The 10,360-nt window shown below is 72.9% G+C and carries 14 protein-coding genes and 2 pseudogenes; 6 read left to right on the forward strand and 10 right to left on the reverse strand.

The window, feature by feature from the left end; all coding sequences use genetic code 11:
* Positions 1-98 (forward strand): annotated as a pseudogene (locus tag CCN33_RS31330) (DUF1684 domain-containing protein); the annotation flags it as partial.
* On the opposite strand, the gene CCN33_RS28230 reads toward CCN33_RS31330, so the two are convergent.
* A complete protein-coding gene (locus CCN33_RS28230) occupies positions 53-1,000 on the reverse strand; it encodes a 2-hydroxyacid dehydrogenase (protein ID WP_086696247.1) in 948 nt (315 codons plus the stop codon). The pseudogene CCN33_RS31330 and the gene CCN33_RS28230 overlap by 46 nt on opposite strands.
* A gap of 74 nt (positions 1,001-1,074) precedes the next feature.
* Between CCN33_RS28230 and CCN33_RS28235 the strand changes: the two genes are divergently transcribed.
* Positions 1,075-2,403 (forward strand): MFS transporter, encoded by a 1,329-nt coding sequence (locus tag CCN33_RS28235; RefSeq protein ID WP_086696248.1) that lies wholly within the window; start codon positions 1,075-1,077, stop codon positions 2,401-2,403.
* Positions 2,404-2,504: 101 nt separating this feature from the next.
* Positions 2,505-3,266 (forward strand): IclR family transcriptional regulator, encoded by a 762-nt coding sequence (locus CCN33_RS28240; protein WP_244173964.1) that lies wholly within the window; start codon positions 2,505-2,507, stop codon positions 3,264-3,266.
* Positions 3,267-3,287: 21 nt separating this feature from the next.
* On the opposite strand, the gene CCN33_RS28245 is transcribed toward CCN33_RS28240, so the two are convergent.
* Positions 3,288-3,575: a hypothetical protein gene (locus CCN33_RS28245; protein ID WP_208621931.1), complete on the reverse strand. Its 288-nt coding sequence runs from the start codon at positions 3,573-3,575 to the stop codon at positions 3,288-3,290.
* Between the two features lie 23 nt (positions 3,576-3,598).
* A complete protein-coding gene (locus tag CCN33_RS28250) occupies positions 3,599-3,919 on the reverse strand; it encodes a hypothetical protein (RefSeq protein ID WP_208621932.1) in 321 nt (106 codons plus the stop codon).
* 187 nt (positions 3,920-4,106) lie between these two features.
* Here CCN33_RS28250 and CCN33_RS28255 point away from each other — a divergent pair, with 187 nt between their 5' ends.
* Positions 4,107-4,712, forward strand: coding sequence for a flavodoxin family protein (locus CCN33_RS28255; RefSeq protein ID WP_167387967.1), 606 nt, complete (start codon positions 4,107-4,109; stop codon positions 4,710-4,712).
* 25 nt (positions 4,713-4,737) lie between these two features.
* On the opposite strand, the gene CCN33_RS28260 is transcribed toward CCN33_RS28255, so the two are convergent.
* From CCN33_RS28260 to CCN33_RS32305, 6 genes are all read right to left on the reverse strand, one after another.
* Complete coding sequence (locus CCN33_RS28260; RefSeq protein ID WP_208621933.1) at positions 4,738-5,940, reverse strand: PP2C family protein-serine/threonine phosphatase; 1,203 nt, start codon at positions 5,938-5,940, stop codon at positions 4,738-4,740.
* Positions 5,941-6,015: 75 nt separating this feature from the next.
* Positions 6,016-6,345, reverse strand: coding sequence for a DUF3040 domain-containing protein (locus CCN33_RS28265; RefSeq protein ID WP_086696251.1), 330 nt, complete (start codon positions 6,343-6,345; stop codon positions 6,016-6,018).
* Positions 6,346-6,457: 112 nt separating this feature from the next.
* Entirely contained in the window at positions 6,458-6,859 is a 402-nt protein-coding gene (locus tag CCN33_RS28270) for a hypothetical protein (protein ID WP_086696254.1), read from the reverse strand.
* 438 nt (positions 6,860-7,297) lie between these two features.
* Positions 7,298-7,621 carry a DMT family transporter gene (locus tag CCN33_RS28275; RefSeq protein ID WP_086696256.1) on the reverse strand — a complete coding sequence of 108 codons (324 nt, stop codon included), beginning with the start codon at positions 7,619-7,621 and terminating at the stop codon, positions 7,298-7,300.
* Entirely contained in the window at positions 7,618-7,977 is a 360-nt protein-coding gene (locus CCN33_RS28280) for a DMT family transporter (protein ID WP_086696258.1), read from the reverse strand. The genes CCN33_RS28275 and CCN33_RS28280 overlap by 4 nt, the downstream gene beginning before the upstream one ends.
* Entirely contained in the window at positions 7,974-8,117 is a 144-nt protein-coding gene (locus CCN33_RS32305) for a hypothetical protein (protein ID WP_167387968.1), read from the reverse strand. The genes CCN33_RS28280 and CCN33_RS32305 overlap by 4 nt, the downstream gene beginning before the upstream one ends.
* Before the next feature lie 192 nt (positions 8,118-8,309).
* On the opposite strand from CCN33_RS32305, the gene CCN33_RS28285 reads away from it, so the two are divergent.
* Positions 8,310-8,894, forward strand: a complete 585-nt coding sequence (locus CCN33_RS28285; protein ID WP_086696259.1) for a TetR/AcrR family transcriptional regulator — start codon at positions 8,310-8,312, stop codon at positions 8,892-8,894.
* A gap of 17 nt (positions 8,895-8,911) precedes the next feature.
* Positions 8,912-9,712, forward strand: a pseudogene (locus tag CCN33_RS28290) (SDR family NAD(P)-dependent oxidoreductase).
* Positions 9,713-9,718: 6 nt separating this feature from the next.
* Here the strand turns inward: CCN33_RS28290 and CCN33_RS28295 are convergent.
* The coding region (locus CCN33_RS28295; RefSeq protein ID WP_086696261.1) for an SDR family NAD(P)-dependent oxidoreductase at positions 9,719-10,360 on the reverse strand (642 nt) is incomplete at its 5' end.

A 10,360-nucleotide genomic window follows, 5' to 3' on the forward strand; every position in this document is an offset into this window, starting at 1 on the left:
CCGACGGCACGGTGGTGCTCGACTTCAACCGGGCGGCGAACCTGCCCTGCGCCTACACCGACCTCGCCACCTGCCCGCTGCCCCCGGCGGCGAACCGGCGTACCTGCTCGACGATCAGGCGTTCCGCGCGCGGCCGGAACGCGGCCGAGCCGCCCGCGACGTGCGGGGTGATGAGCACGCCGGGGGCGTGCCGCAGCGGGTGGCCGGCGGGGAGCGGCTCCGGGTCGGTGACGTCCAGGGCCGCCCGCAGCCTGCCCGACCGGGTCTCGGCGAGCAGCGCGCCGGTGTCCAGCGTGCGGCCCCGGCCCACGTTGACGACGAGCGCGCCGTCGGGCAGCGCGGCCAGCTCATCGGTGCCGAACATGCCGACGGTGTGCGGGTTCTCGGGCAGGACGAGCACCACGATGTCCGTCTCCGGCAGCAGTGCGGGCAGGTCGGCCACCGCGTGGACGCGCTCGTCGGGCCGGGCGCGCCGCGCCACCCGGACGACGTCCGCCTCGCAGGCGAGCAGCCGCCGCTCCAGGGCCGCGCCGATGGAGCCGTAGCCGACGATGGTGACGCGGGCGTCGGCGAGGGAGCGGGTGAAGTGCGGCTCCCAGCGTCCGGCACCCTGGTCGGCGACCCACTGCGGCAGGTCCCGCTGGGCGGCGAGGATCAGCCCGAGGGCGTGCTCGGCGGTGGAGGCGTCGTGCAGGCCGCGCCCGTTGTGCAGGGTGACCCCGGCGGGCATGAGCGGGAGAAGCTTCTCGACGCCGGCGCTGAGTGACTGCACGGCGCGCAGGCCGGTCAGCTTCGGCAGCAGGTTCACGGCATCCGGCACGGCGTAGGGCATCACCCACAGGCCGACACGGGCGAGCGCCTCGTCGGCGGGCTCGCTGCCGGGGGTGACGCCGTCCCACACCTGGACCTCGACCCCCTCGGGCCAGGGGCCGTGCTGCCGGTCCAGACCTGCCCAGGGCAGCAGGACGCCGGTGGCGGTGTGGTGCAGATCTCTGGTCATCGAACCCTCCGTCTCGTACCGTGCTTTCCGTCCAGTGAAACACTTTCCATCACACGGAAAACAGGGGGTCTGGGATGACAGCGACGTCACCCGCCACCGACACCGCAGCGGCGGCACCCACGCAGACAGGCTTCTGGCGGTCCTCCCGCGCCCGGTATCTGATGCCGGTCGCGTTCGTCACCTACTCGCTCGCCTATCTCGACAAGTCCAACTACGCGATCGCCTCCGCCGGCGGCATGGCCGAGGACCTGAGACTGTCGGCGGGGGCGGACTCCCTGATCGCCGCCTCGTTCTTCCTCGGTTACTTCTTCTTCCAGATCCCCGGCACGATCTACGCCGAACAGCGCAGCGCCCGCCGCCTGGTGGCCTGGTCGACCGTGGCCTGGGGTCTGCTCGCCGTGCTCCAGGGCATGCTCAGCAGCCCGGCCCAGCTCATCGCGGTGCGCTTCGCGCTCGGTGTGGTGGAGGGCGCGGTGCTGCCGTCGATGGTGATGCTGCTCGGCCGGTGGTTCACGCGCGGCGAGCGCGGCCGCGCCAACACCTTCCTCATCCTGGGCAACCCGGTCACGGTGATGTGGCTGTCGGCGGTCTCCGGCTGGCTGGTGTCGGTCTCGGACTGGCGGGTGATGTTCGTCGCCGAGGGCGTGCCGTCGGTGCTGTGGGGCGTGTGCTGCCTCTGGCTCGTCAAGGACCGCCCGGAGCAGGCACGCAACCTCCCCGAGCCCGAACTCGCGCTGCTCCGGGCCGACCTGGCGGCGGAGAAGGCGGCCGCGCCGCCGGTGACCGGCACCCTGCGCGAGCGGTACGGCCGGGTGCTGCGCTCCCCCGCCGTGCTCACCATGGCCGTGCAGTACTTCTTCTGGTCCTTCGGCATGTACGGCTTCGTGTTCTGGCTCCCGGCCATCATCAAGAAGGGCTCCGGCGAGGGCATCGGCGCCACCGGCCTGCTCACCGCGATCCCGTACGCGTGCGCGGCCGTGGCGATGCTGGTCAACTCCCGCCTCTCCGACCGCAGCGGGCGCCGCCGCGTGGCCGTCTGGCCCTGGCTGGCCTGCGGCGGTGTCGCCCTGCTCGGCTCGTACGCGGCCGGCGGCGACTTCCCGCTCGCCCTGACCCTGCTGGTGGTGGCCGGCGTGTGCCTGTACGCCCCGTACGGCCCGTACTTCGCGCTCGTCACCACCCTCGCGCCGCCCGGGATCGCCGGCGCGGCCGTCGCGCTGGTCAACTCCTTCGGCGCGCTCGGCTCGTTCGCCGGGACCTATCTGGTCGGCTGGGTACGCGGCACCGAGCTGGGCGACGCGGGCGCCTTCGGCCTGATGGCGGTGTGCACCCTGGTCGCCGCCGCGCTGACCCTCGCGGCACCCGAGCCCGCCAGGAGCACGGGCCCGGTCCCGGTACGGTGACCGTCGAAGCGGCGGCCGCCCCGGCACGCGTACGGACGGCCGCCGCACCCCGTCCCCACCCCGGCCACGACAGCGGCAGTGAACGACGAAAGGCGCGCACGGTGACCACACCATCCGGCGACGACATGCTGGGCCGGGGGCTGCGACTGCTCACCGTGCTGGCCGAGCACCCCGCCGGCCTCGGCGTCAGCGCCGCCGCCCGCGCCGCGAAGCTGCCCGTGAGCAGCGCCCACCGCATCCTCGGCCGCCTGGTCGAGGAACGGTTCGCGACGTACGACGAGGAGGCCCGGCGGTACGCGCTGGGCTCCCGCGTGCTGGAACTGTCCCGCGGCTTCCAGCGCTCCCCGGCGGGCTACTCGGCGGCGGCCGCGCCCATGCGCAGGCTTGCCGCGCGCACCGGCCTGCCGGTCATCGCGGGCATCCTGAACGACAGCGAGGTGCTGCTCGTCCTCTCCGTGCAGGGCACCCAGCATCTCCAGCTGCGCAACGCCGAGGGCACCCGCAACCCCTGGCAGGCCACCTCGCTGGGCAAGGCACTGGCCGCCTCGCTGCCGGAGGCGGACCGCGAGCGCCTGCTCACCGGCCCGCTCCCGGCGGTGACCCCCCGCACGATCACCGATCCCGCCCTGCTGCGCGCGGAGTTGGCCCTCGCGCGGGAGCGGGGCTGGGCGGAGGTCGACGAGGAGAACGAGATCGGCGTCCGCTCGATCGCGGTGGCACTGCCCGACACCCCGGAGGGCACCCCGCCCCTGGCGCTGTCCCTGGCCGGGACGGTCATCCTGACGGACGCGGACCAACTCCGTTCCCACGCCCCGGCATTGCGGGAGTGCGCGGAGGAGGTCGCGGCGCGGATGTCGCCGTGAGGGGGATGCTTCCGGGCCGCCCTAGCAGAACCAGCCGTCCTGGACCCAGCCCCGGCGGTTGATGTTGCCGTAGGCGAAGCCGTACGCCCAGCCGGACTGCTTGCTCTCCACCAGGAACGTCTGTCCCTTGTAGAGCGTGCCCATCCAGGCGCCCACCGGCTCGGTCCGCACGAAGAGGTCCTGCGCGCAGACGGTCTCGCGGGTGCCGACGGTGCCGTCGGCGGCCTGCGCGGGTCCGGAACCCAGCAGCAGGACGGCGCCGACGGCGGCCGCGAACGCCGCGAAGCGGACGGTACGGGGTGCGGACATGCCCTTGCCTCCCAGATCCCGGCTCACCATGAGCCGTAGCCGCCGATGCACTCGTCGCGCACGTAGCCCCAGTCGTTGGGGCCGAAGTCGAAGGTGGCCGCCCAGCCGTTGTAGACGGGGTGCGCGCCTCGGGTGTGGCCGACCTTGTCGCCGTAGTACAGCGTCCGGACCAGGCCGGTGGGACCGGAGGAACTGTCGTAGTTGGCGTAGAAGCTGGCGCTCTGGCAGATGATCACCGCGTGGTCCGGGACGACGGTCGCCTGGGCCGGGGCGGGGATCTGGAGCAGCGCGGCGGTGGCCAGCGCGGGGGCGGCGAGAGCGAGGGCTCGTCGGAGCAGGGGCACGGCGCATCGACTCCTCGTGGGGGAGGTGTGGGTTGACGCGGGTAGACCGTAGCGCGGATTGACATGTTCGCAACAGGGTGCACGAGGACGGGTCGCCCATGGGTGCGCGGGCAGGCCCCCGGTCCGTCCGGGCGAATACCGGCCCCCGGCACCTTTCCAACCCGGCGATCGGGGAACCCACACCCCCATGCGCGCACTAGTGATCAACTGCACCCTCAAGCCGTCCCCGGAGCCCTCGAACACCGAGGCGCTCGCGGGGATCGTGGTCGCCGCACTCAAGGGCTACGGAGTGGAGGTGGACCTCGTACGGGCCGTCGATCTGAACATCGCGCCCGGCGTCGAGACCGACATGGGGAACGGGGACGAGTGGCCCCGTGTGCACGAGAAGCTGCTCGCCGCGGAGATCCTCGTCATCGCCTCGCCGACCTGGGTCGGGCACCCGTCGTCGGTGGCGCAGCGGGTGCTGGAGCGGATGGACGCCATGATCAGTGAGACGGACGACGCCGGGCGGCCGGTCGCGTACAACCGGGTGGCCGGGGTGGTGGTGACCGGCAACGAGGACGGCGCCCACCACGTGATCAGCGAGATCGACGGCGCCCTCGGCGACATCGGGTACACGATCCCCGGCCAGGCGTGGACCTACTGGCACCTCGGCCCCGGCCCCGGCCCGAACTACCTGGACGAGCAGCGCGGCCACGACTGGGCGGCCTCCACCGGACGGGCCATGGCGTCCAGCCTGTTCCACACGGCACAGGCGCTCGCCGCCCACCCCGTCCCCGCGCCCCCGTCCTGATGTTCCGGCGCTCCGGCCGGGAAGGTCAGGTGTCCGCCCCACCTCTGGCGTGGCGCTCCTCGGTGGTGGGGCCGTGCCAGTCCAGGCAGAGCACGGTGGCGTCGTCGTCGAGATGCTCGCCGCAGGCCGCGACGACCGCGGCGACCAGGACGCGGACGACCTCGCGGGGGTGCTCCGTGGCGGTGGCGCGCAGCAGCCCGGCGAGATCGACGGACTCCGCCCGGCGTTCCTGCATGCCGTCGGTGTAGAGCAGCAGACGGTCGCCGGGCCGCAGGTCGAGGTCCTGCACCTCGTACGGGCCGCGCTGCCCGGCCACGCCGAAGGGCAGGTTGATGTCCAGCGGGATCTGCGTGACCACGCCGTCGCGCAGCCGCAGCGGCCAGAGGTGCCCGGCGTTGACGATGTGCGCACTGCTCCCGTCGAGGGCGATGCGCAGCAGCTGGCCGGTGGCGAAGGTGCGCCGGCCGTGGTCGAGGAGGGCCTGATGGACGCGCTGGGCCTGCTCCCCGATCGCGACGCCGGCCCGGCGGGCACCGCGCGAGGCATTGACCAGAAGGGTGGCCATGAGGGCGGCGTCGACGTCGTGGCCCATCGCGTCCGTGATGGACAGGTGCAGGGTGTCGTGGTCGAGGGCGTAGTCGTAGGTGTCCCCGGCGTTGCTGTCGGCCGGGACCAGGGCGGCGGCGAGCGCGAACTCGGCGGCCTCGCACGAGGGCGCCGAGGGCAGGAGCTGGCGCTGGATCTCCGCGGCGAGGCTCACCGGGGTGGTGCGCTGGCCCCAGTGGTAGAGGTCGGTGAAGCGGCGGTCGGTGACCACGATGTACGCCAGCGCGTGCGCGGCCTCCTCGACCTGCTCCAGCACGTCCTCGGTGACGTCGGGCAGCCACAGCTCGAGCACCCCGATGGTGTCGCCGCGGTTGGTGACCGGGGCGAGGACCCGCTGTCCCTGCCCGCCGTCCGCCGCCCGTACCAGCTTCTGGGTGCGCAGGACCTCGTCGTAGAGGCTGCCGGCCAGCGGGATCTGGTCCGCGCGGCGTCCCTGCTGGATGGTCGTCTCCTCGGTGACCCGCACCACGCGGCGCCCCACGACGTCCACGAAGAGGAACGACACGTACTGCGCCCCGAACCGGTCGCGCAGGTTGCGCGCGACCACGTCGAGTGAGGCCACCGGCGCCGCGGCCTCCGCCGCCTCCAGCACCTCGGCCAGTCCGATCCTGTCGCGCGTCACATCAGCCTCCCTGGGTCGACCATTCTCCTTCCCGTCGGCCGGACCGGCACACGAGTGTGATCCATGTGGGCCCCCTCACTCGACGGCCGGCGGTGTCGACCGCACCCCCCGGCTCCAGCGCACCGTCAGCCGGATCAGCCCCGCCAGGGTGAGCAGCCAGGTGACCGCGAAGACCCGGAGCAGGACGGGGTGCGCGTAGGCGACCGCGACGGCGAGCAGGGTGAGCGAGACGACGGCGAAGGCGATCACGGCGGCGGTGAGGGCGCGTGACCGCCGCCGGGCCGGGACGGTGAGCGGGGCCCGTATCTCCTGGAGCCGCCGGGCGAACGCCGGGTCGCGGCCCAGCGCCCGCTCCATCCCGGCCAGTACGCGCTTCTCGTGCGAGGACAGCCGGACGTCCTTCATGGCGAGCACCTCCTGCCGGGAGCCGTCACCTGTGCTTCCGCCCCCGGCGGGCCCCCGGATGCGGCGAAGGGGCCGCGCCCGTCGGACGCGGCCCCTTGATCGGTCCCCCCTGCTAGTCGAGCAGCGTGACCGAGTAGTCCAGCGTGGTCCCGGTGACGGAGTACGTCGCCGTCTGTCCGTTGTCGCAGTACGAGACGTACCGGTTGCCGTAGTTCTTGGTGCCGGCGACGGCGTCGACGTACGGGCGCAGGTCGGTGCCCTCCGGGAACGACGTGGTCGTCAGGTCGATGGTCCGGGTCTGGTTCACGGGGTACGCGTCCGTCGACGGCGACTGCTCCCCGGTGCGGGTGCTCGCGGCCCAGGAGAGCACGAAACCCGAGTTGTTCACCACCGCGACCTTCTGGACACAGGGCTGCGCCTGCGCGGGCGCGGCCTGCGCGGTCACCGCCGGGACGGCGGCGAGCGCGACGGCGCCCATCAGCGGCAGCGCGGTCCTGAAGAGCTTGCGGTTCATCGTTCGACTCCCTCTCGTAGGACGTCAAGTCCCTTGCTGTGTAAGGGACTTGGGATGCGGCCCGAGTACCCGGAGAAGTTCCGTGGCCACTCCCGTCCTTCGGTCGACGCAGTGAATCGGCCATTCGTTCGGGTCGGGCGGAGGGGACTGGGCGCACCGGCCCGTGAGACACGTGTCAGGCCTGCTGACCGCCCGTGCGGTCGCGTCCGCCGCCGGGACCGACGGGGCGTCACCAGCCGTCCGCGCGAGGCCGCCGTGCGAGGCCGGGACGGATACGGAATGGCCGAATCCGAGGGCGGTAAGGCCGCCGTTCCCGTTCGGGGCATCGGCGGTCACGAAAGCCCCCTGATCATCTCGGCGTTCGGCCCGTGGGCGGGGTCGGGGCCCTGGCCGGCATCGGCGCCGGGGTCCGGCGGGCACGGACCCGGTGTCCGCCGGTCAGTGTCCGGCGCCGAGTTCGATGCACAGGACCCCGGCGGCGATGAGGCAGATGCCCGCGCCCATGACCCTGGTGAGGGGTTCACCGAAGAGGACGCGGGAGGCGACGGCGGTGAGGGCGACACCGGCGGCGGCCCAGATGCCGTAAGCGGCGGCGAGGGCCATGCCGCCGTCCAGGGCCAGGGTCAGGAAGGTGAAGGCGGCCAGGTACCCGGTGACGGTCCCGGCGAGCCACCGCTTGCCGCGCCCTCGGGAGGCCATCCCCAGGCAGAGGGTGCCGGCGACTTCGCTGAGAATGGCCCCGGCGAGGAAGGCCCAGATCACGAGGGTGCCTCTTCCTCGCGGGCGGGGCGGGCCCGGGCGGACTGCGCGCCGAGTTCGACGCAGAGCACGCCCGCGATCACCAGGGCGATGCCGAGGCCCATGACACCGGTGAGCGGGTCGCCGAAGAGGAGGGCGGCCAGGATCGCGGTGAGGGCGACACCCGAGGCGCCCCAGACGCCGTAGGCGACACCGAGGGCCAGTCCGGCCCGCAGCACCAGGGCCAGCACGGTGAAGGAGCCGACGTAGCCGACGACCACGGGGACGTAGAGCGCCGGGTGGTCGAGGGCGCCGCGCAGGGAGAGGGTGGCGGTGACTTCGAGCAGGATCGCCGCGGTGAGCAGCAGCCATTTCCTCATGACGCGGGGTCCTCCACCAACAGGCCCTCGATGACGTCCGGCAGTTCGGCACGGTCGCGTGCGGGGACGACGACGCCGGTGGCGGCGGCCGTCCCGTACCCGTCGGCCGACAGGGTGAACCAGGGCTCGATACAGCGCACCCGGGCCTCGGTCAGCGCGGTGCGGACATGCGCGTCGACGGTCCCCAGGTGCCCCGGAGCGGATTCGGCGCACCGTCGAGGATGCGCTGCTTCGCGTTCTTGGCCATGGCTCCGACGTTACCAACCGGTTGATGAAGCACACCGGCGACAACTTAACTGGACCGCTCGATCAAGAATCGATACGGTCCCTCTGTGGCTAGGACCAAGGAATTCGACCCGGACGCGGCACTCCAGTCAGCCCTCGAACTGTTCTGGCGGCGCGGCTACGAAGCGACCTCGATGGCGGACCTCGTGCAGCACCTCGGCATCGGCCGGGCCAGCATCTACGCCACCTTCGGCAACAAGCACGACCTGTACCTGAAGGCACTGGACCGCTACAACGAGGACCGCGACCTGACCCTCCTCCACGAGTTGTCCCAGCCAGGCCCCGCCCTGCCGGCCGTACGGGCGGTGGTCCGGCGCTTCGCGGCCGAGGCGAGCAGCGAAGTCCGGCGCGGCCAGGGGTGTTTCGTCACCAACACGGCGGTCGAGCTGGGCGCGGACGACCCGGCCGCGGCCGGCCGTGTGGGGGCGAGCTGGGACCACGTCGAGACCCTGCTCCACTCGGCCCTGGTACGGGCCCGCGCGCAGGGCGAGCTGGGCGCGGAGCGTGATCCGCGGGCGCTCGCGCGGATGCTGCTGGTGCTGATGCAGGGCCTGCGGGTGGCCGGCAAGGCGTCGAGCGATCCGGGCCGGGTCGTGGACGCGGCCGAGCAGGCGCTGAAACTGCTCGACTAAGGGGGCGGGTGCCTCGTATGTGGAACGATCAGTCAACAAGGGGAGTCGTCATCGTGACCGCACGCTTCACCCGCAGGACAGTCCTCGTCACCGGTGCGGGTTCCGGCATCGGCCGTGGGATCGCCCTCGCCTTCGCCACCGAAGGGGCCTCGGTGGTCGCGGCCGGCCGCACCGCCGCACCGCTCGAAGAGACGGTCGCCCTGATCGAGGCGAAGGGCGGCACGGCGGCCGCCATCACCGCGGACGTGAGCCGCTCCTAGGACGTCAGGAACCTGGTCCGCCGCACCGTCGACCGGTTCGGCAGCCTGGATGTCGCGGTCAACAACGCGGGCGTCTTCCGGGGCGGCGCCCCCGTCGCCGATCTGCCGGAGGAGGACTGGCGGACCCTGCTCGACATCAACGTCACCGGAGTCATGTTCGGCCTTCAGGCCGAGATCGCCCGGATGCGCACCCAGCCCGGCGGCGGCGCGATCGTCAACATCGCCTCCAACCTGGGCGCACACCGCCGCGCCAAGGGCATGGCCGCGTACATCGCGAGCAAGGCGGCCGTCTCCGCGCTGACCCGCGCGGCCGCGCTGGACCACATCGCCGACGGGGTCCGCATCAACGCGGTGAGCCCCGGCCCCTCCGACACGACGATGTCGCTGCGGCCCGGCGAGACCGACGCCGGGCGGGCGGCCCGGATGAAGGACGTGGCACCGCTGGGACGGGTGTCCTCCACCGCCGAGATCGCGGCGGCGGTGCTGTACCTGGCCTCGCCCGACGCCGCCTCCGTGGTCGGCACCGACCTGGTCGTGGACGGAGGCGCGGCGGCCTGAGGCGGGTCACCAGGGGACGACGCCCGCGTCCTCGAAGAACGACCCGCTCGGCCCGTCGTCGGGCAGGGTGGCGAGCCGGATCGCCGTGGCAGCGCCCTGCTCGGGGGTGCGCGAGCCGGCGTGGCCGTTGAAGTCGGTGGCCACCAGGCCGGGGCACATGGCGTTGACCAGGACGCCGCTACCGGCGAGCTGCCGTGCGTACTGCACGGTCATGCCGTTGAGGAACGTCTTCGACGGGGCGTACGCCGCCATGATCGGTCCGACCTCGACGTCCGGGTCCGCCTGCCGGGTCAGGGAGCCGACGGAGCTGGAGACGTTGACGATGCGCGCCGCGGACGAGCGGCGCAGCAGGGGCAGCATCGCGTTGGTGACCCGGACGACGCCGAGGACGTTGGTGTCCACGACGGTGCGGATCTGGTCGAGGTCGATCGTGGTCGGGTCCTGCGACCAGTCCGGCCCCATGTCGCCGGAGATGCCCGCGTTGTTGACCAGGACGTCCAACCCTCCCTCCTGCCGCTCGACCAGCGCCGCCGCCTCGGCCACGCTCCGGTCGTCGGTCACGTCCAGCGGCACCCCGAAGGCGTCCGCCCCAGCGGCCCGGAGCTTCTCGACGGCGGACTCGCGCCGCGCGTCGTCGCGGGCGCCGAC

The organism is Streptomyces recifensis, from assembly GCF_002154615.1.
GTDB classification, from domain to species: Bacteria; Actinomycetota; Actinomycetes; order Streptomycetales; family Streptomycetaceae; genus Streptomyces; species Streptomyces griseoluteus.

What these genes read in the sequence shown, in the direction of transcription:
- CCN33_RS28255 (WP_167387967.1), top strand. Translation starts at nt 4,107, where the DNA reads ATGCGCGCACTAGTGATCAACTGCACCCTCAAGCCGTCCCCGGAGCCC.
- CCN33_RS28270 (WP_086696254.1), bottom strand. Translation starts at nt 6,859, where the DNA reads ATGAACCGCAAGCTCTTCAGGACCGCGCTGCCGCTGATGGGCGCCGTC.
- CCN33_RS28280 (WP_086696258.1), bottom strand. Translation starts at nt 7,977, where the DNA reads ATGAGGAAATGGCTGCTGCTCACCGCGGCGATCCTGCTCGAAGTCACC.
- CCN33_RS28245 (WP_208621931.1), bottom strand. Translation starts at nt 3,575, where the DNA reads ATGTCCGCACCCCGTACCGTCCGCTTCGCGGCGTTCGCGGCCGCCGTC.
- CCN33_RS28230 (WP_086696247.1), bottom strand. Translation starts at nt 1,000, where the DNA reads ATGACCAGAGATCTGCACCACACCGCCACCGGCGTCCTGCTGCCCTGG.
- CCN33_RS28235 (WP_086696248.1), top strand. Translation starts at nt 1,075, where the DNA reads ATGACAGCGACGTCACCCGCCACCGACACCGCAGCGGCGGCACCCACG.
- CCN33_RS28265 (WP_086696251.1), bottom strand. Translation starts at nt 6,345, where the DNA reads ATGAAGGACGTCCGGCTGTCCTCGCACGAGAAGCGCGTACTGGCCGGG.